The sequence below is a fragment of the Tenuifilum sp. genome (assembly GCF_037481895.1).
Taxonomy (GTDB): Bacteria; Bacteroidota; Bacteroidia; order Bacteroidales; family Tenuifilaceae; genus Tenuifilum; species Tenuifilum osseticum.
Genome location: NZ_JBBFKU010000016.1, coordinates 17,443 through 37,779 on the forward strand (window position 1 = coordinate 17,443; position 20,337 = coordinate 37,779).

General features: G+C 42.9%; 20 protein-coding genes. 6 read left to right on the forward strand and 14 right to left on the reverse strand.

What is annotated here, in order from left to right; translation table 11 throughout:
• Window positions 1-35: 35 nt before the first annotated feature.
• Both WHS63_RS06460 and WHS63_RS06465 read left to right on the forward strand, forming a co-directional pair.
• A complete protein-coding gene (locus WHS63_RS06460; protein WP_445204396.1) occupies window positions 36-890 on the forward strand; it encodes an aminotransferase class IV in 855 nt (284 codons plus the stop codon).
• Complete coding sequence (locus WHS63_RS06465) at window positions 865-1,635, forward strand: amidohydrolase (protein WP_445204397.1); 771 nt, start codon at window positions 865-867, stop codon at window positions 1,633-1,635. Before WHS63_RS06460 ends, WHS63_RS06465 begins: the two co-directional genes overlap by 26 nt.
• On the opposite strand, the gene WHS63_RS06470 is transcribed toward WHS63_RS06465, so the two are convergent.
• Genes WHS63_RS06470 through WHS63_RS06485 form a run of 4 tightly spaced genes read right to left on the reverse strand, consistent with a single transcriptional unit; the run spans window position 1,630 to window position 5,159 of the window.
• Complete coding sequence (locus tag WHS63_RS06470; RefSeq protein ID WP_445204398.1) at window positions 1,630-2,649, reverse strand: ABC transporter ATP-binding protein; 1,020 nt, start codon at window positions 2,647-2,649, stop codon at window positions 1,630-1,632. The two genes, WHS63_RS06465 and WHS63_RS06470, sit on opposite strands and share 6 nt — an antisense overlap.
• Window positions 2,649-3,671, reverse strand: coding sequence for an iron chelate uptake ABC transporter family permease subunit (locus tag WHS63_RS06475; RefSeq protein WP_445204399.1), 1,023 nt, complete (start codon window positions 3,669-3,671; stop codon window positions 2,649-2,651). Before WHS63_RS06475 ends, WHS63_RS06470 begins: the two co-directional genes overlap by 1 nt.
• A gap of 17 nt (window positions 3,672-3,688) precedes the next feature.
• The gene (locus WHS63_RS06480) at window positions 3,689-4,009 is read right to left on the reverse strand and encodes a DsrE/DsrF/TusD sulfur relay family protein (RefSeq protein WP_445204400.1); all 321 of its coding nucleotides are present in this window, start codon (window positions 4,007-4,009) and stop codon (window positions 3,689-3,691) included.
• Between the two features lie 28 nt (window positions 4,010-4,037).
• The gene (locus WHS63_RS06485) at window positions 4,038-5,159 is read right to left on the reverse strand and encodes an ABC transporter substrate-binding protein (protein ID WP_445204401.1); all 1,122 of its coding nucleotides are present in this window, start codon (window positions 5,157-5,159) and stop codon (window positions 4,038-4,040) included.
• A gap of 195 nt (window positions 5,160-5,354) precedes the next feature.
• Between WHS63_RS06485 and WHS63_RS06490 the strand changes: the two genes are divergently transcribed.
• Both WHS63_RS06490 and WHS63_RS06495 read left to right on the forward strand, forming a co-directional pair.
• On the forward strand, window positions 5,355-7,295 hold the full coding sequence (locus WHS63_RS06490; RefSeq protein WP_445204402.1) for an ATP-binding protein: 1,941 nt from the start codon (window positions 5,355-5,357) through the stop codon (window positions 7,293-7,295).
• A gap of 67 nt (window positions 7,296-7,362) precedes the next feature.
• On the forward strand, window positions 7,363-9,549 hold the full coding sequence (locus WHS63_RS06495; protein WP_445204403.1) for a SpoIIE family protein phosphatase: 2,187 nt from the start codon (window positions 7,363-7,365) through the stop codon (window positions 9,547-9,549).
• Here WHS63_RS06495 and WHS63_RS06500 read toward each other — a convergent pair.
• From WHS63_RS06500 to WHS63_RS06515, 4 genes are all read right to left on the reverse strand, one after another.
• Window positions 9,542-10,876 (reverse strand): M64 family metallopeptidase, encoded by a 1,335-nt coding sequence (locus WHS63_RS06500; protein WP_445204404.1) that lies wholly within the window; start codon window positions 10,874-10,876, stop codon window positions 9,542-9,544. The two genes, WHS63_RS06495 and WHS63_RS06500, sit on opposite strands and share 8 nt — an antisense overlap.
• Window positions 10,876-11,976 carry an alanine racemase gene (locus WHS63_RS06505; RefSeq protein WP_445204405.1) on the reverse strand — a complete coding sequence of 367 codons (1,101 nt, stop codon included), beginning with the start codon at window positions 11,974-11,976 and terminating at the stop codon, window positions 10,876-10,878. The genes WHS63_RS06500 and WHS63_RS06505 overlap by 1 nt, the downstream gene beginning before the upstream one ends.
• Window positions 11,973-12,488, reverse strand: a complete 516-nt coding sequence (locus tag WHS63_RS06510) for a hypothetical protein (protein WP_369488212.1) — start codon at window positions 12,486-12,488, stop codon at window positions 11,973-11,975. Before WHS63_RS06510 ends, WHS63_RS06505 begins: the two co-directional genes overlap by 4 nt.
• 100 nt (window positions 12,489-12,588) lie before the next feature.
• Window positions 12,589-13,539 (reverse strand): isoaspartyl peptidase/L-asparaginase family protein, encoded by a 951-nt coding sequence (locus WHS63_RS06515; protein WP_445204406.1) that lies wholly within the window; start codon window positions 13,537-13,539, stop codon window positions 12,589-12,591.
• A 58-nt stretch (window positions 13,540-13,597) separates the two neighbouring features.
• On the opposite strand from WHS63_RS06515, the gene WHS63_RS06520 reads away from it, so the two are divergent.
• Window positions 13,598-15,430, forward strand: coding sequence for an LTA synthase family protein (locus WHS63_RS06520; RefSeq protein WP_445204407.1), 1,833 nt, complete (start codon window positions 13,598-13,600; stop codon window positions 15,428-15,430).
• Between the two features lie 60 nt (window positions 15,431-15,490).
• On the opposite strand, the gene WHS63_RS06525 is transcribed toward WHS63_RS06520, so the two are convergent.
• From WHS63_RS06525 to WHS63_RS06540, 4 genes are all read right to left on the reverse strand, one after another.
• Window positions 15,491-15,886 carry an HIT family protein gene (locus WHS63_RS06525; protein WP_445204408.1) on the reverse strand — a complete coding sequence of 132 codons (396 nt, stop codon included), beginning with the start codon at window positions 15,884-15,886 and terminating at the stop codon, window positions 15,491-15,493.
• 11 nt (window positions 15,887-15,897) lie between these two features.
• Window positions 15,898-16,371, reverse strand: a complete 474-nt coding sequence (greA, locus tag WHS63_RS06530) for a transcription elongation factor GreA (protein WP_445204409.1) — start codon at window positions 16,369-16,371, stop codon at window positions 15,898-15,900.
• A 108-nt stretch (window positions 16,372-16,479) separates the two neighbouring features.
• Window positions 16,480-17,091 carry a hypothetical protein gene (locus tag WHS63_RS06535; protein WP_445204410.1) on the reverse strand — a complete coding sequence of 204 codons (612 nt, stop codon included), beginning with the start codon at window positions 17,089-17,091 and terminating at the stop codon, window positions 16,480-16,482.
• Between the two features lie 13 nt (window positions 17,092-17,104).
• Window positions 17,105-17,485, reverse strand: coding sequence for a hypothetical protein (locus WHS63_RS06540; RefSeq protein ID WP_445204411.1), 381 nt, complete (start codon window positions 17,483-17,485; stop codon window positions 17,105-17,107).
• Between the two features lie 20 nt (window positions 17,486-17,505).
• Here WHS63_RS06540 and WHS63_RS06545 point away from each other — a divergent pair, with 20 nt between their 5' ends.
• On the forward strand, window positions 17,506-17,937 hold the full coding sequence (locus WHS63_RS06545; protein WP_445204412.1) for a hypothetical protein: 432 nt from the start codon (window positions 17,506-17,508) through the stop codon (window positions 17,935-17,937).
• A gap of 3 nt (window positions 17,938-17,940) precedes the next feature.
• Here the strand turns inward: WHS63_RS06545 and WHS63_RS06550 are convergent, their stop codons facing one another.
• Window positions 17,941-19,905 (reverse strand): LTA synthase family protein, encoded by a 1,965-nt coding sequence (locus WHS63_RS06550; RefSeq protein ID WP_445204413.1) that lies wholly within the window; start codon window positions 19,903-19,905, stop codon window positions 17,941-17,943.
• A gap of 120 nt (window positions 19,906-20,025) precedes the next feature.
• Window positions 20,026-20,310, reverse strand: coding sequence for a hypothetical protein (locus WHS63_RS06555; RefSeq protein WP_445204414.1), 285 nt, complete (start codon window positions 20,308-20,310; stop codon window positions 20,026-20,028).
• Window positions 20,311-20,337: the final 27 nt, after the last annotated feature.

The following is a 20,337-nucleotide window of genomic DNA, read 5'->3' on the forward strand; positions in this document are numbered from 1 at the left end:
TAGCTTGAGCTATTTTTGCTGGAAACATTTATGGCATGAATTTTCCACCCGATAATCAACAAGGTTTTTTCTTTTACAACGGAAAAATATTACCCCTCAATAAGTTTTCCGTCGCCCTAACCGAGGGCGAAAATATTATTTACGAAGTAATTCGTGTAAAAAACTCCACTCCAATATTTCTGAACGATCACCTAAACCGTTTTATGTACTCTGCCCAGATGATGGGCTATCATATAAATCTTGATGAGATCGCTCTTGGGATAAGGGAACTACTAAAAGCAAACCCGGTTGATCAGAGAAATTTCAGGTTGATGTATTATTCCAATGAAAACGGAGATACCCTATTGATATACTTTATACCATCGCGTTACCCAACCGCCGATGAGATAAGCACGGGGGTTCGCCTTGAAACCCTCAATGCCGAAAGGCATAACCCAACTGTTAAGTTTGAGAACAAAGCCATCAGGGCCATTGCTAACGAAATTCTAGAAACACACCGATGCTACGAGGTTTTACTGGTTGACCACGATGGCTTGATCACCGAGGGAAGCCGATCAAACGTATTCTTTATTAAAGATAATGAACTAATTACTGCCCCCGATAGCAAGGTGCTTGGCGGAATAACGCGTCAAAAGGTGATTGATATATGCAACACCCTGCAAATCAACATTAACTTTAGGTGCCTTGGGGCTAATGAAATTAAGCAGACCACCGGATGCTTTATTACAGGCACCTCGCCCGGCGTTTTACCGGTTAAGCAGATTGACAACCACATTTACCACGAAATACCTGATGTGGTAAGAGATATCTCAGCCCATTACGAGACACTTGTTGAACAGTGCATCATTAATTGGAGAGCGGAAAATGAAGATAGCAGTAATTCAAAGTAAACTATACTGGGAATTGCCCGATAATAACTTTGAGCAGTTTGAGCAGAAACTGGCTGGAATTGAACCTGGAACACACCTGGTTTTACTTCCCGAGATGTTCACAACTGGATTCAGCATGAGTCCGGCCTCCCTTGCTGAAAGGCATCCGGGACGAACCGTTGAATGGATGAAATCCATGGCAAGAAAGCATGGATTTGCCCTTGCGGGCAGCTACATTGCCGAAACCGGTGGCAAGTACTTCAACCGCATGGTTTTTGCCTACCCTAACGGCACAATTGAAACCTACGATAAACGCCACCTTTTCCGAATGGCAAACGAGGACGCGCACTATACATCAGGAACACAACGCGTGATTGTAACCCATGAGGGCTGGCGAATTCTGCTGGCAGTATGCTACGACCTGCGTTTCCCGGTTTGGCTCCGTAACCGGAACGATTACGATTTGATGATACTTGTTGCAAACTTTCCGGAGCGTCGCAGGTATGCCTGGAACTCGCTATTGGTGGCACGAGCTATCGAAAATCAGGTTTACGTGGCTGCCTGCAACCGTGTTGGAACCGATGGCAACCAAATAAACCACACCGGCGACTCGCAAATCATTGACCCCATGGGGCAAATTATTGCCCAGGCTAAACCAAACACCGAGGAAGTAATTTATGCAAGCATCGATAAGGATTACCTACATAGCGTAAGAAGTTCATTCCCCGTTCACCTTGATGCCGATAGCTTTGAAATAAAGCTATAAAAGCGTGGTTCCTTTAATGTAGATACATAGATTCCGAATGGAATCGAAGGTAGGATTACGGTCGTCGCGGCCAAGTATCCATTGTACCTTACCCTCATGTTCCTGAATTTGGACATAGGTACTAGCATCGGCAATGGGGGAGAATTCAACCTCGTATCCCATACGCCTTAGTGCATGCGAGGTCCACTTTTTGATATTGGGCGAACCGCCCAAAACACAAGCCACTAACCTGGTTTGATGCTTATAGACAAACTGTCCCGATTTCAAATCGAAAAGTACAGGCGTATCGTCCATTAAGCGGTTGAGGTTACCGGACAGAACAATATCTTCCGGAGCGCCAACCCTAACACCATCGGCCAGCATAAGCCAAATGGTATCAACTAAACCAAAAGCGGTTTGCAGGTCGTGAGTGGAAATGATAATAGTTTTACCCTTTTGTGCTTGCTCCCTCAGCAAACGCATAACCTCAAACTTATTGGGCAAATCAAGAAAAGCTGTTGGCTCATCCATCATGATAATTGGCGTATCCTGTGCAATTGCAAAAGCAATCATTACGCGCTGGCGCTCTCCATCGCTCAGGTTATCGATAAACCGATCCCGAAAATTCTGCATACCAACGGCCGATATTGCATCATCAACCAATTTATAGTCATTATCATTCAAAGCCTCAAACCAACCATGGTAGGGATAACGGGCCATGCTAACAAACTCGTAAACCGTAGTATGCGAAGCATGCGCTGGCTCCGAGGGGATAAAACTCACCAGCTGTGCAAACTCTGAACCTAATATCTGCTGAAAGTTAACCCCTTTAACAAAAACATTCCCATCAAGCGATGGCTGTATGCGCGCTAGGGTTCTAAGCAGCGTGCTCTTGCCCACCCCGTTTCGTCCAATAAGCGCAATAAGTTCGCCACGTAAAGCCACGGCGTTAAACGCCGGATAGCTATATGATGATGCACTTCCATTCCGGTAACCGGATACTAATCCTTTTATGTCAATCACTATACCGTTCATCAGCTAACTACACGTTTGTTTTTAAGAACGATATAAATAACAACAGGGATACCCATTAACGAGGCCACCGAGTTTAAGGGAAGCACAGCGGCCGACCCTGGCAGCTGTGCAATAATATCACAAAGTAAAAGAGTAGCAGCACCTGCTAATGCCGACGCAGGCACCAGAATGGCATGGTTTGAAGTCCGAAAAACCATTCTCGCCAAGTGCGGCACGGCTATGCCCACAAAAGCTATAGGCCCATTGAAAGCGGTAGCCGTTCCGGCCAACAAGCTTGTTGAAAGGAATATCAGGAACCGCGTTTGCTTTACATTGAAACCAAGGCTACGCGCATAGGTGTCGCCTATTCCAAGTACATTTAACGGACGAACGTACGCCCAGGCAAGTGCAAGTCCTAAAAGAACCAGTGCAGCATAAAGCCAAAGCTGCTGACGGCCAACACCTCCTAAACTACCCATCGTCCATATCACAAAGTTCTTTAAGGATGTTTCGCTACCAAAGTACTGCAAAAGACTTGTTACAGCTGAAACAGCCGTGCCAAACATCATCCCTAAAATCAACAGTGTCATAATATCCCTTACCCGAATGGACACTGCCAGTATAAGCATTAAAACCAAAAGCGAACCAACAAGCGCTGCCACAACCGTTCCTACCTGACTGCCCCAAAACGAAAGCCCAAATGCCGAAGAACCCATTAGCACAAGCGCAACTCCTAAGCTAGCACCAGAGCTGATACCCAAAACATATGGGCCGGCCAGCGGATTCCGGAAAACGGTTTGCATTTGTAAACCGCTTACCGCCAAAGCGGAACCGGCAAGCAAAGCGGAAACCACCTTGGGTATTCGGAAATTTTGAATTATGGATAAATTCACCTCATCGGTAAAGTTACCACCAAAAAAATAGGCTTTGATATCGACCAGTGGTATTGCCACTGAACCCAAAAGCAGGCTAAGTATGGCTAATAGCAATAAAACCACCATCAGCGAGATAAATAGTATCGTATTTCGGGTTCTACCCTGCATTGCTTTGTGTGTATTGGCTAAAATGTGATAACCCTATCGGCCCATTCCACCATTTGAATACAATCGGCCATGGTTGATATGGGACATAGCTCGGTTCCATCCATCTGGCGCGACTTAAGGCAGGTTCCGCAAGCCAGAATTGTTCCTCCCTCAGCTGCAAACTTGCGCATTTGTGCATCAACATCAAATTTGTTATGGGTTAAACCCTGACACTCAACAGCCTCACCCATTAGAAACACCTTAACCTCGTGCCCCTTACCCAGCGATGCCACAGCAAACCTAAAGGCATTCCATGCCTTTTCGGGCTCCTTAGTTTCAATTATGACTCCAAATTTCATAAGCAATTGTATTTTGTAAAGATAATGGTTACTCCAATCGCCTGTAAAAGTACAGTGTATCGGTGGGCATTAATTCCGGATGAAATATTTTAATCATATCGCTTAGTATTTGCTCAGGGTGCACCACCCCCGATTCCCAAAAATCGTTGCCACCTCCCTGCCCCACCCTTTTATTGTTGTTGAAAACCCTTGCATTGCTAAACGATTTAAACTTGGAAAAACGATTATCGGAATTGGTAATATCGCTAAGACTGTTAGCGGTGCCAGGGTTTAACCAAATATCGCAGCTTAAACCAGCCTTGTACGCTACCTCCGTACTCACCGGATGGCTTTGGGAGCCTGTAAGCTCTGGGAAAACGTAGCTTCCGCCAGCATCGTTAATCAGCTTCACAAAGTAATTATCAACTCCCGGGAAGTACCATATATCCCTGAATGGCAAATTGAGAAAAACCTTTGGCTTAGTATCAAGCTGTTCTACTGACTGGGCAAGCTTGGCATAGTTTACCTCAACATCACTGAAAATTGAATCGGCCAGTTCCTTTTTACCCAAAAAAACACCAAAAAACTTAATCCACTCAGCCCTGCCTAATGGCGATGTTTCTAAGTAATCGGACACCATCACCACCTTTAAACCCAACTCCTTTAGCTTATCGATAAACGATAGCGATTCCGAACTAACCCCGTAAACAAAAATTACATCGGGTTTCAAGCGGGTTAACAGCTCGTAGTTCAAGGTTTGATCGTAACCTACCTCGGCAATTTGCCCATTAACAACCCGTTCCCAGAGCTTAGGATTATTAACATACTTTGTTCCCGAAATTCCAACAATAGCAGAATTGGCACCTAAAGCGCCTATAAAACCTACATGGGTGGACGACATGCAAACAACCCTTTTTACAGGAATTTGAATACTATTCGGATCAATGCTTCGTAATGAATCGGCATACAGAGTATAAACCAAGCCATTGGCAGTAGGTTCAAACGGATTGTTGACCCATACTTTAGTCACTGAGCCATTTATCTCTATATCAAAACCTTTTGCATGCTTTACATAACCATTCCTATGACTTGAATTGCTGCTCGGCTTGACGCTTTCGCTACAAGAAATGGGAAAAATTGCAATTAATAGAATATAAAACAGCTTATGCATACAAAACAAAATTTAATGCAAAAATACCATTTACCTATAAATTGCAACAGCTAAGCCCAACCAGATGCAACATTTCAACACATTGAAACCCACCTGTAATTAAACACTTTTAACACTGCATTGAGGATTAAAGGAAATTACCTAAATTAGAAAAGTAAAACTTGATGCTTGCATCCGGGAATCCTGCAAAAAACAATGACAAAAAATAAAAATCACATTGATATTAATGACCTGCCAATAGGTGTTCTGCTGGTTAAAAGGGATGGGATAGTAATAAGCCATAGCCCATCGGTACTTTTGCTTACCGATAAACCCATTCCGGAAGGGTGTAAAATTGATAGCCTATTCCCAAATCTACCCTTTAAAGCATCGAAAAAGGAGCGCATATACACTTTTGAACACAGCACACATGGTAAACAGTACACCTACAGGGCAAATGTTAAACCTGTGGAATGGAACAATTTTTTGGTTTGGATTGAAAATATTACCCTAAGCAGTAAAGTTGAACGGATTAACCGAACACTCGTAAAACTCTCCGCAATAGGACTTGAAAGCACATCGCCTGAGGATTTTTACAGGTTGATGCAGGAAGAGCTGAACACGCTTTTCGATGCCAGGAATATCTACCTTGTGCTGTTCGATAAGAGTCGGCAAAGGTTAAGCTTAGCATATGTTAGCGACACCCACACCATAAACACCGATTACCCAAGCGGAAACACCTTTGCCCTTTGGGTAGCGCATCGCTGTCAAGGTGTTATTCTGAACCGGCAACAAATGAACAGGCTTAGAAGCCGGCATAATCTTACCTTTTACGGTCCCCCGGCATTGTGCTGGATGGCTGTGCCGCTTAAAACTAAAAGCGATACTGTAGGGGTTCTTGCTGTGCAAAACTACCAAAACCCTAATGCATACGACCATAATGACCTGGAAGTTCTTGAGTTTGTTTCATCGCAGCTAACCTACATGATTATCCAAAAAGAGCGGGAAAACGAGTTAAAGTTAGCCAAGGGTAAAGCCGAGGAAGCCGACAAGCTAAAATCGGCCTTTCTGGCCAATATGAGCCATGAAATCCGTACCCCTATGAACGCCATACTCGGTTTCTCGGAGCTAATTACCCGCGAATCCATAAGCCCTGAGAAAAAGAAGGTTTATGCCGACTACATTACCAGTAATGGGCGGCTACTCCTAACCCTTATCGATGACATTATTGAACTCTCCAAGATTGAAGCAGGAATATACTCCATACGAAGGCAACCCGTGGAGCTTGATAGCCTGTTCAACGAGCTTCACCAATTTGCCATTAACGAGAAAAAGAGACAAAAACAGAATATTTTAATAGCGCGCGATATAGGTAACAACAGTGGAATTACACACATACTTGCCGATGGTGAACGGCTTAAGCAGGTTCTGCTTAACCTGCTTAGCAATGCCATTAAGTTTACCTCGCAGGGTAGCATTACCATGGGCTACCGTATTCCAAACAACGCCACCATTGAGTTTTTTGTGAGCGATACCGGTATAGGCATCCCTAAATCGCTGCAGGAAAAAATATTTGAGCGGTTCCGACAGGCCGACGAAACGGCTCAACGTCACTACGGCGGTGCAGGTTTAGGATTGGCAATATCAAAACGACTGGTAGAACTAATGGGTGGGAGGATTTGGGTTGAATCAGAACCCAGTAAGGGCTCGTGTTTTAGCTTTACCCTACCCCTTATAATTCCAAACACCAAAAACATTAGCAGAATAGGTTTTCCTACCAAAAACGACTACAATAAAATTACCGGCAAAACAATACTGATTGTTGAAGATAACGAAGCCAACGTTAACTACCTGAGCGATGTAGTAATTGCTTCAGGCGCAAAAAGCCTTTCTGCAATGTCGGGTTCACAGGCCATTGAATTATTGAACCGGGAAAAGATAGATGCTGTACTACTCGACATTCAACTTCCCGACACCAATGGACATGAACTTATCAGTAGAATTAAAGAAAAAAGACCCAATGTTCCCATTATAGTTCAATCGGCATATACCCCAGCTGAATATATTGACAAAGCCATTGCCCAAGGTGCTTATGGCTACTTAACTAAACCCATTAAGGTGAATGAATTGCTTGACCTGCTTAGCGAACTGTTTTAGTCAATTTTCAAAACTTTGATGTTGAAATATTTTTTACATTTATACCATAACTTTAATGTTTTAACAAGTGTTTAAACCTATCACCATCAAAGCATTTCTGCTTTTAGCTGTATTTGGCATACTATCTCTTAGGGTGAATGCCAAACCAGTGCCATTAGATAATATTGATTCCTTAAAGTATTTTGAAAATCTAGCCCGTCAGTATGAGAGGGATGGCGATAAGGTAAAACTGGTGGAGACGTTAATTGCAAAATCGCAATACCTTTTTAATAAGAAGAATTTAGACAATGCCCTAATTGAGGCTAACCAGGCGTTGATAGTCTCATTGGATATGGGACGCGAACAGTACCTGGAAAAGGCATACTACCTCCTTTCGCAAATCCATATCGAAAAAGGGTTGCTTTACGAATCGATTGATTACCTATACCCTGGTTACCGCTACAGCATTGCCACAAGGGATTCGTTAAAAATTGGCTGGTACTTGCTATCAATCTCAAAAGTGGAAGGAGAACTTGGCCGCTTGAACAACGCCATAGAGAACAACCTTACTGCTATTAACTTCTTTAAATCCCGTAACGATTCAATAAGCCTAGCAAAAATTTATACATCGCAAGGGATTATTCACACTGAGTTTGGAAACTTTGTTACAGCCCAAAGCTACCTTGAAAATGCCATAGCTATCCTGAAAGTGTTAGTGGATAGCACATATTTAGGTATAACATACAGAGCCTTGGCCAACAATAGCTTGAGACAATCAAACAACCTGATGGCCGATAAACATTTAAAAAAATCGGAAACCTACCTAAAGAACAACCCCAAGGAGCTAGCCAGAACTCAAACTGTTGGTGCTGAACTATTAATTAATCAGCTAAAACCAATTAGTGCGATTCCGCTTTTACAGTCAATCCTAAATACTCAAAATGAAATAAACGACAGGTATGGACAACTTTACCCTTTACTGCTTTTGGGTAAGGCATACGCCAGGGTTGGAAACTATTCCGAATCAAAAAAGTATCTACTTCAATGCCTAAAGCAATCGGAGAGCTTAAGTATAATCAACATTAGTCGGCTTGCATACAAGGAACTCTCTCAGCTGGAAGAGCTACAGGGAAACAAAACCATAGGATACCAATACCTCAGGAAATACATCTCATTAACTGACAGCCTATTCAACTATCAAATTATCAGCGAAGCCAACAGGCTGGAAAACATATCAGCCTTACGTCAGAAAGAGAAGGAAATTCAACACCAGCGAGAGAATCTTTTGTTAAGCCAGGCCAACTTGAACAAATCGCGATTGCGTCAGCTTTTTCTGGTTGGTTTTATTGCAATACTAATTGTCCTGGTGGTAGTTTCGTATTTGGCTTACAGGAACAAGCAAAAAGCAAACCTACTGCTTGCAGAGCAAAAGGAAAAGATTGAAAAGCAGAAAAACATGCTTGAGCAACGCTCCCGCGACATTACCGATAGCCTTAACTATGCTCGCAGGATTCAAAAAGCAATATTACAAACCTCAGAACAGCCAACTGATTTTTTTGAAGACTCTTTTCTGATTTTCCTGCCTAAGGAACTTGTTAGTGGTGACTTTTACTGGTTTAAGCGTTTTAACAATCAAATGCTTTTTGCAGTTGCCGATTGCACAGGCCATGGGGCACCCGGAGCATTCATGAGTATTATTGGCATGTTTGGGCTTAACCAAATTGTTAGTGAACTTAATGAGACCAACCCAGGCGAGGTACTGCAAAATTTGAACGGGTTATTCCATAAATCGTTTGAGCAAAGGGAAGGCTCCGAAATTTTTGATGGAATGGACATTGCCTTTTGCAACTACAACCCTGAAACAAGGGAATTAAGGTACTCCGGTGCTAATATTTACCTTAACATAGTCCGGAAATCAAATACTCAACCAGTCTCAAATATTATTCTGAACCAAAACGAGACACACACCCTATACCAGGTAAAATGTGAGCGGCAATCAATTGGCTACGTTACTGAGAAGGTAAGTTTCTCCACGCATAGTGTTCAGCTTGAAAAAGATGATATAATCTACCTTTACACTGATGGTTTTACCGATCAGTTTGGCGGACCCAATGGCAAGAAGTTCAGACTTGTGGATTTTAGAAACATGTTGTGCTCCATAGCCAGCTATCCCATGGCAAAACAAAAAGATTTTTTGCTTGAGATATTTTCCGAATGGAAAGGTAATAATGTTCAGGTTGATGATGTTACAGTAATGGGAATCAGGATTACCTAACCACATACATATCGAGCACCCTGTTTAGGCCCTCCTGGCAAACCCTACAGAATGTTAATGAATGGGAGAACATTATGCAGTCAACCTCAGGGCGATACACACCTTTGCTTAGGTAACCCGCTCCCTCAAAAGCCCCAACCTTACCTGAGTAAATTTCATCGGCAATTCGCAACTTGCCTGTTCGCTCATAGTTTTCCTTTTGCCACGGCGTTGGGATTGGAGTGGTTTGTTCAACCATGTTTTTCCACTTTAAACTTGCTGGATTGAGAAGAGCTGTAATATTAAACTCCCATGGCTCATACTTTGGGACTGAAACCTGGTAGGCCACATCGCTGGTATAGTACTCATCGGCAAGGCCAGCTATATGATGCCCCATTTCGTGAACCATTACATATCCGGAGCTGCTCGATTTTGCCGATGCGGTGATATAAAGGTTGTAAATACCTCCGCCACCATACTTATTGGAGTTTAATAGGATAACCAAAAAATCGTATGGCACTGCCGAAGCATAGTCCCGTACAGTCCACTCCCGCTCGGTTAAAACGTAACGTTCAGTCCCAAAGGTGTAATAGGTGCACCCCAAAACATTGGCCGGGTAGTAGTTGTGTTTTTGTAGCCGAATGCCACTAGTGGGCGATGTGGAGTAAACCGCAGCAACGTTAAAATCAGTTTTACGACTCTTAAATGGTTCAACAGAAAAGAAAGCCTCAGTGAAACGTTCCACATCTTTCCTGAATTCGGCGGAATCAGCCACAGTGTATCCATCGGCAAGTACAACTATATCAACCTTTTCCTTAGGGTTACCGCTTTTTACAAAGTATTGCACCTTAGCAGCAGGATAGGCATGATTTGCATCGGCATACATGGATGGATTAATAGTTTCAGACCAAATTACTTGAAAAGTGTTGGTACTATCGCGCTTGCGCATAACCAATTTAAAAATATCCTTTGGCCATGGGAACCTGACGCTCTCCTCAAAATTCTTGTTTAGTTTACCAGCCTCAGCGGTTGTTTGCCACTCACCAAAAACGCTGCAAAAACCCTGTGTGTATAAAACCTTTCCCGATGCTGCATCAATTATATCAAATGCATAAAGCCCCAGGTTGTAAGGGTCATCCATCACCCGAACTCTTCCGCCCCACACCCCATCGTTCTTTATGCCAAATATTTTAAAATCCTCGCTAAACGAGTTGCCCCCGTGAATGTAATCAACCCTCATGGTTTTATTCTCGAAATACCTATCAAATACACTATTGCTCTTGGTGGATTGAGCGGTTGTTAATGTAGAAATTACGCTGAACAACAGAAACTGAGTAAACCTTTTCATCACCTTTTATTTTTAGGTAAAACATCGTATGTATTGCCTTCGGAATCGAACATTTGCCCCATGCAATCGACCGCTAAACAGCTATGAACTGGCAAAATGGCAAGTAAATCGCCAGGTTTTATACCATCGAGGTCATTACCGGAATAGGAGATTACCCCATGTTCCTGGCTAAGGGAAGTTACCAAAGCATTTGGAATAGGGTTGCTCCAGCCTTTACCATCAAATCTGCATACAAAGCCATAGCAATCTGCTCCATCAATCACAACCCTGTCCTTTGATAGGTGAATAGCCCCACCATGAACAATTATTTTCTGCTTACCGGGATACACGTCAACTACCGGACAGATAAGAGCCACAGCCACCTGCGAAGTGGTGCATGAGCCAATTTGGTATTGCATCACATCGTAAAACACAAAGTTACCGGGACGAATCTCGCTAATTCCCCAAAACTCATCGGATACGGAACAGGTTGGGGTGTCACCATACGATATGGTGAGGTCAGGAAACTGGTCGACCCAAAAGCTTCTGAGTTTGGCCAACTTGCTTAAGGCTTCGGAATGAAGTTTATCTACCTCTTCCCTACCCCTCGCGCTATAGGAGTACCCGGCATGAGTAAGAAAACCCCTAAAAACCAAATTCGGTTTTGAGCTGATAAGATTCACCATAAGGGCAAGTTCACGGGTATTGTCAACAGCTACTCCGGAACGGCCATGACCAACATCAACCTCAACAAATACGCCAACTTTACTCTCAACCCTATCAATTGTGGCTAAAAGGTTTTGAGGTGATGAGAAGGTTACATTTAAATCAATACCCTGTGCAAGCGTATTAACCCGCTGCACCATTTGTGGTACAAAAGGAAACGCAATAGTGATATCGTTCCAACCACCTGCAGCAAAGTATTCAGCCATGGCAACCGACGAAACCGTAATCCGATTAACCCCTTGCTTACGGAATAGTTCCCCAACGGCTAAACTTTGATGTGTCTTAAAGTGAGGACGTAATAAAACTTTTGCCTTCGTGGCCTTTTGAACCATGAAGGCAATGTTTTGCTCACATTTAGGAATATCGATGTGTAAGAAAGGAAATCCTTTAATCATTCTTTACTGCTTTCGGGCTCAAGTAAAAACCTTTTGCCAATGGTAAGCTGGGGGAGTAATACTAACGATAAACGTTTAAGGACATTTACTACCACCTCATCGTTCTGTATGGTGATTGATGGCTTATCGTAGTTTAAGCTAAGTAAACGGGGTAGATTTTTTCTTCGAATAAACTGTATAAAAGTTTTATCCTTATCAACAATGATGTAATCCTCGCTAAACATGAAATCTTTCAGCTTATCGATGTTAACCTTTGAGGCAGGTAAAATGTGAACATTAACCCTTTTATACGATACCGATGTGGTTATGGCCACAATAACAGGAAGTATCACTGTTAAAGGTATAAAAGTGATGTAGAACTTCCAGAAATTTGGCCAGGTAAAAGAACCTCCTATAAGCATAATCAAGGCAAGGAATACAAACATGGCGATGAGCATGAGTACAAAGTGAAGTAAAAAAATCTCGATATGTCCCTTGCTTTCAGCTGATTTTACATGAACTTCGAGTGCCATAAGTTTACCGGGTTAGGTTTAACATTACTGATAAGGTTAGGTTCATCAAATTTAATTCAAATTACACCAAATTGTAATTAAAAACCCAAAAAATGTATCTTTAAAAAATGGCAAATCCCTTACTCCCATCGGAACGAGCAAATGCACGGAACATGCCTGTAGTATTCATCATCATGCAAACATTACCGGAGCGGTCAACCGCAATTACTCCTCCGCGCCCTCCAGCATTAAGGAGCTTACCCATAATAACACGCTCAACCGCGGCATTGAGTGAAAGGTTTTGGTATTCCATGAGCGCTGAAATATCGTGGGCTACAGTATATCTTATAAAGTATTCGCCATGCCCAGTAGCCGAAATGGCACAGGTGGAATTGTTGGCGTAAGTTCCGGCACCAATAATTGGCGCATCGCCTATTCGCCCCCATCGTTTATTGGTCATTCCTCCGGTTGATGTTGCAGCAGCCAGGTTGCCATGCATGTCGAGTGCCACGCACCCAACAGTACCCATCTTTTCCCTTGATAGCGTACGCTGAAGGTCGTTCCAGCGCTGTGGAGTAAAAAAGTATGAGCTATCCACCATTTCAAGACCCTTAACTCTAGCAAACTCCGAAGCCCCCTTACCTGCCAGCATCACATGGGGTGAATCCTCCATGATTTTGCGCGCAAGCGATATGGGGTTTTTGACATCGGTTACACCAGCAACTGAACCTGCCATAAGGGTTTTGCCATCCATAATTGCCGCGTCAAGCTCATTACGCCCCTCGTGGGTGAAAACTGCGCCTCTCCCGGCATTGAACAACGGGCAATCCTCAAGGTATCGGACAACCTGCTCAACGGCATCGAGGCTTGTTCCACCCGAATTCAAGATTTTTACCCCAATGCTTAGAGCTGCATTCATCTCCCGTTCATACTCATCAAGCTGCTCCTTGGTAAAGTTTTCGGGTTTCATGTTCCCAGCACCACCGTGAACAGCGATGCTCCAGGTTTGTGGGAAAGAATCGCTTACAACGAACCCAACAATAAACAACAAGACTAAAATTTTCTTGCGCATGACCGTGACGTTTATACGTTCTTATTTATTAGGTTTGCAATTTAAATCATTTACACAAATGAGAAAACATTTATCATTCAGTTTAAGGTATTTCGTATTTTGGGTAACACTGTTTGCCACCTACCGTATAGCTTTCCTTATTTACCAATTTGAAAACCTTAAGTCGGTTAAGTTTAACGAGTTCATAAATATTTTCATTCGAGGAGCCTGGATGGATTCCTCGCTTGCAGGATATATTCTTCTACTAACATTTCTGCTTTTGGCTATCTTTTTCTGGGTTTCCCCAAAGTGTATTACTAGAATGTACAATTCTTTAACTGTATTACTACTTTTAGTTGTAAATACGGTTGTTATCAGCGATATGGAACTATACCGCAATTGGGGTTACCGTATCGATGCAACCCCATTGCTATACCTTAAAACCCCAAAGGAGGCAATGGCGTCGGTAAAAACGCCCTTATTAATACTATTTGTTGTCTTGCTTATAGGAATTACCTACCTTACACACCTTGCATACCGTAAGTGGGTTGCCAGGGAACTAAACCAAACCAATAAGGCAAGATGGTGGTACTCTCCAATTTTCATTTTCCTGGCTGCAACCATGATAATTCCAATTCGGGGAGGTTTTGGTATTGCACCCATGAACCCCGGTAAGGTGTACTTTAGCCAGAATAACTTTTGCAACCATGCTGCCCTTAACCCGGTTTGGAACATGATGTACTCCGTAAGTAAAAGCAGCAGTATGAGCAAGACATACAATGTTGAAATTGACAAAACCACAGCCCACCAACGCTTTAGCGAACTCATGCAGACCGATAGTACATTATATGTTTTGAACACCAAACAACCAAATATTATTATCATTTTACTTGAAAGTTTTGGTGCAAAGCTGGTTGGGCCCCTTGGCGGGCTTCCCAATGTTACCCCAAACCTAAACCGTTTGGCTTCCGAGGGTATACTATTCACCCGAACCACCGCCAGCGGCGATAGAAGCGACAAAGGGATTATTGCCGTACTTTCGGGATTCCCTGCCCAGCCCACCCAATCGGTAATCAAGTACCCCACAAAATCGAACAAGCTGCCAACCATTAGCGAATTGCTTTACAACCAAGGCTATAGTACAGCATTTTACTACGGAGGCGACCCCGATTTTGCAAATATTCGCTCATTCCTTTACCATGCTAAATTTCAAAGACTGATAACACAGGACGATTTTCCTAAAAGTTACCGCAACTCCAAGTGGGGAGTACACGATGAGCATGTTTTTAATTACCTGCTTACCGATATCGACTCAGCCAAAGCACCTTTCTTCAAAATGTTCTTCACCCTTAGCAGCCACGAGCCCTTTGAGATTCCCGCCAAACCGAAGTTTAATGGGAAGACCAAGGTGGAACAATTCCTTAGTTCGGCATACTATGCCGATAGCTGTCTTGGCGATTTTATAGCCAAAGCCCAGCAAAGGGAGTGGTTCAAGAACACCCTTATTGTACTTATTGCCGACCATGGACATCGTCATCCTGCAAACCATCCCAACTGGGAGCCCTTAAAGTTTGGTATTCCTATGGTTTGGCTGGGCGGGGCTGTAGAAAGAAAACCCTTGGTTGTCACAACCACATGCTCACAAACCGATTTGGCCGCTACACTTCTGGCACAGCTTAATTTGCCACATGATCAATTTACTCTATCAAAGAATATTCTTGCAAATAAAGTTACACCCTTTGCCTACTTTGCCTTTAACGAAGGCTTTGGCTACGTAAACCAGACCGATACCATAGTTTATGACCTTGTAGGGAAAAAATACATAAAGCAAACCGGAAAGAATATCTCCGAAACCAGGAATGACGCATGGGCATTCTTTAATGCATATCAGGAAGTCTTTCAGGGACTCTAGGCAATAATCGCAATAAAAAACGGGCTCTTGGCCCGTTTTGTCATTTTACTGTTATTATATCTACTTGAACTCTGCAGCAATACTTTTTGCAAGTTCAATAAATTCCTCAGGGGTAAGCTTAAGCTTGGTTTTATGGAAATCGATATCCGATTCCTTATTCAGCGGGACTAAATGTATATGCGCATGGGGTACCTCAAGGCCGAGCACTGCAACCCCAATTCGCTTGCAGGGCACAACCCTTTCAATAGCTTTGGCCACTCGCTGGGCAAAAAGTGTAAGTCCAGCCAGGGTTTCAGGATCAAGATCGAAGAGGTAATCAACCTCAACCTTGGGTATTACCAAGGTATGGCCCTTGGCCAAGGGGTTAATATCGAGGAAGGCGTAAAACCTTTCATCCTCGGCAACCTTGTACGAGGGTATTTCACCACTAACTATCCGGCTGAATATTGTAGCCATAGCAATATGATTTAGAGTGATATTCCAAGAATCTCGAACTTCATCAAACCTGAAGGCACCTGAACTTCAACCACATCGCCAACCTTTTTGCCAATTAGGGCTTTACCAATGGGGGTAGAGATTGAAAGCTTATTCTCCTTAAGGTTAGCTTCCGACTCAGCCACAAGGGTATACTCCACTACGGCGTTGGTTTTAAGGTTTTTGAGTTTTACCTTATTCAGTATCTGAACCTGGGTTGTATCAATCTTTGACTCATCAATAATGCGTGCATTGGCAATCAAATCTTCAAGCTTTGAAATTTTCAACTCAAGCATACCTTGTGCTTCCTTAGCAGCATCATACTCGGCGTTTTCCGATAAATCGCCCTTATCACGAGCCTCGGCAATCATTCTTGAAATTGCAGGCCGTTCCACAGTTTTAAGCTGCTCAAGCTCCTTGCGCAACTTCTGGAGCCCTTCCTCGGTTAAATAGGTTATTTTACTCATTTTACCTCCTAAATATGAAATAAAAAAGAATCCCGACAGGGAAATCGGAACTCTTTGATTGCAAAGATATAAAAAAATTAATTCAAAACTCCAACCAATATGTTGTAACTAAAAATATTTTGGCCGAATAATCTCGGCGTAAACAACAGCCTTTAGCGGATCAAAATCGGCTAAGATGGTTTCCTTTTCTTCTTCCCCCTTCTTAACACTCTCAGGCTCTTCAGCATCGGGGGCATCAATATCAACCTCGTGCATACTTTCATTAAAGGAATCCTGGTAGGAGTAATCGCCTATAGGGCCTTCTACCTTCGATTCGGCAATATCAATTGGGGTATACTCAATAGGGGTTGAAGTATCGATTGGCCTCGGGGTCTGTATAGGGTAGAGTTCCTCCTCGGTTAGTGGCTTATCAATAGGCTCCTTTTCGAACTCAACGCTCCTATCCAATGTTTCAACCTCAGGTTTGCTGCTGTATTCATATATATACTTTTCCTCCTCATTAACAACAGTTGATTCCAGGGGTTGCTCTTCATCTTCAACAATAACCTCCTGACCCAGCAACTCCTGCAATTTTTTGGTAATCAAGTCATCATCGGCAGGTGCAGAAGTTTGTGCCTGCCGTTTTTGCTCGGCAGCCTTTTTCTTCTTGCTATTCGCAAAAGCATTGAGTATAGCTAATGCTATTGCTATGAGAATGTATATAAAATCGCCTGCATCCATATCATTTATTTTACTATTTATACTTCCAAAAGCCTAACCTCTGCCTTAAAGTCCGCTTGGGTCTGTTTTTCTCAGCCTCTTTCAACGAAGCCTTCATCCTTTCCTGCACCTCAGGTGGTTGTTTTTTGAGGTGCCTCTCCGCCAACTTTTTCTCCGCCTTTTCAGCCTCCCTATCCCTTTTAACCGATTTTGCCTTAGCCCCGCGAGTTAACTTTTCGGTTTTCCTATCGTGCCAATATGCAACCCATGCGCGTCGGTATTCCTCCCGTTTAACCTGCCACTTACTCCTACCAGGGGTGGCAGGAACAGGCGAGGGTGCTAACTGCTTACCACAACCAACCAGAACAAAAAGTGCAATAAGCGCAAAAAGTATCTTTTTTATACCTTTGTCCAAGATACAAATTTAATTTACCAATGCAAACAAAGATAATCCATATTTTGCTTTTTTCAATTTTGGTTTTTGCTAATACTGCCTGCGACGACAATATTGATGATATTATTCCTGATGTTCCTGTAAACATTGAGTTCAACCTTAAAGAGCCACAGTATCAAAACCTGAACATTGTTATGGGTGCTGTTAAAATAGATGGATACGGTTACAGGAACAACGGCGTAATTGTTTTCAGGCTTAGCGAGAACGAAATTTTAGCTTTTGATGCAACTTGCCCAAAACATATCGATACCAATGCATCGGTGAATCCCGATTCAAACGCGTCAGGTACCGCAACCTGTCCGCACTGCGGAACCATTTACTACCTTGTAAACTATGGTTATCCTAAGGAAGGGTACCCATTAAAAAGATACCAGGTTTTAAAAAGTGGCGATTACGTTAGGGTTTACAACTAACACCTACTCTACCACCAGATTATCATCAATCATCCTTGAGTTGTACTGCTGAACTATGGCTTTAAGCTTACTTTCCATTTCGTTCACCCTATCAGGAAGTTGACCCTGTAGATTGTTTGTAAGCATAGTATCATCCTTGATGTTATACAGGCCTAAAGTTTTTTTTCCGTCAAAAATCAGCACGTAATCATCGGAGTAATACTGGTAACAGTTGTTTATATAGTTAACCACGAATGGCCTGGAAGTGGAATCGAAAACATCACGTCCAAAGGCTATAAAGGGCTTGCTATAGTGTAAATATCCAAGAACTGACGGCATGATATCGATTTGCTGGGCAAACTCATCCTTTTGACCAGCAAGACTATTATCGGGTCTGTAGAATATAAGGGGAACAGCAAATGCTCCTACGCTTGTTTGATATTCCGGGAACTGGGTTTGGTTAGGGTGGTCGGCTGTTATGACAAAAAGCGTATTGGGGTACCAATCCATGCGTGAAACGGTTTCAAAGAAACGTTTGAGCGAGTAATCGGTGTAGGCTATGCACTGGTGAATGGGCAGAGTTCCCTTGGGGAACACACCATCGTAACGCTCAGGCACCTTAAAGGGATGATGCGACGAAACCGAGAATAATGCTGCGCAGAAAGGCTGTGGAAACTTATTAAGGGTTTGCGCAAAGAACTGGAAAAACTCCTCATCCCATACCCCCCACATGCCATCGAAGTGCGAGGGGTCAGGATACTCACTCATTCCGTAGTATTCCTCAAATCCAGCAACATTGGCAAATGCCTGAAAACCCATTGAGCCATTGGGTGCACCGTGAAAGAAAGCTGTATGGTAACCCTCGGCCCTTAAGGCCGATGCAATGCTATTGATTTTGTTGGTAGAGTAGCTGGTTAAAAAGTAGGGTTCAACAAACATAGGAATACTGGCCAAAACCGAGGGCATCCCATCAATCGATTTTCGGCCATTGCCATAAGAGTGCGTAAACCATAACGAGTGCCCAATGAGCGAATCGAGGAAAGGAGTAAATCCGGTGTAGCCATCCTTTTCCTTTAAGTGTTTATTGTAAGCCCCAATGTATTCCCTACCAAAACTCTCAAGTATAAAAATGACAACGTTCATCCGCTTCAGCGAATCGGTTACCTGCGGTTTGTGTAAGGGTGAGTAAACCTCATCGAGTTCCTTGGGGTTTTTATAGTAATCAACCTTAACAAGCGACTTTTTCCCTAGGGTACGATAAATGGCAAAGGGAGTATTCAGGACAATGGCGGCCTCAAGAGGCTCATTAATATACTGGCCAGCATTACTAAGGGTAATTGGACGAGTACTATGGCGAAACCCACCACGCATACCACCAACCATGAGTGTAGCAAAAACCAGTAAAAGCACAAGGCCATTTAAGCCATAAACCAAATGAAACCTGAAACCTTTTCCCTTATTGATAGGACGAACCCTACCATACAGTAATACCAGTAAAGCAGTAAGGGCAATCCATATCAGGAAAACATACCAGTAATCGGCAATAAACTTTGGAATAAGGGAACCAAAATTGGTTTCGTGCTTAAACTCATCGAAAACCGTAGCGGTAGTCCGACGCATGGTAAAACGAAAGTAGATAAAGTCGGCACAATTTGCGCCAATAGCCACACTGTTTGTAACCACAAACAGATATTTAAGTACCCTTTGGTACCATTCATTATACCTAAAAGTGAATGGCAAAAGGAATAAAACGATGTATAAAATGTTTGTGTAAATAAGAGCGCTGGTATCGAACCAAAGCCCACCGGCTAGCATTCGCAAAAGGCCTGCAGCAGTAACGCTGGCAAAAAAATCGATATTGAACAGGTAAAAAAGTACCCGGCAAAGGGTGAATATCAGCATTAAAAGAGCAAATCGCCGAAAAAGCATTAGGTATATGTTACCTTTTAGGGTAATATCGGAAAAGTATTGCCTGAACTCCTGAATCATGGCTTAAGTAATTAAATGGTTGAACTGCAAAATTAAGAATTCTTTTATGCCACTGTGCTGTGAAAGCATAAAACAAAAAATCCCGGCAAAGGGCCGGGAAATATGCGGTGTTTGGGAATACTACTTTGTAAGCTCGCTAAGCTTGCTAAAACTTTCATCAATAGCCTTTAGGGCATCTTTCTGAATTTCACGGTAATGCGCTTTAACGGCTTTGCTATCATCCTTTTTGGCGGGATGTTTAATACGATGAATAAGATCGTTGCGTTTTTCAAGAATCGACTCGATGATAGCAATTGCATCATCGCGTTTCTTTTTGCCATTTATTAGCATGTAGGTGTAGCAATCGCTAATAACCTCACCAACCAGGTAATCGATATCCTTTTTAAGATCTCTCTTGCTTGCCATAATCAGTAGTTTTTATTTATCAGTTTG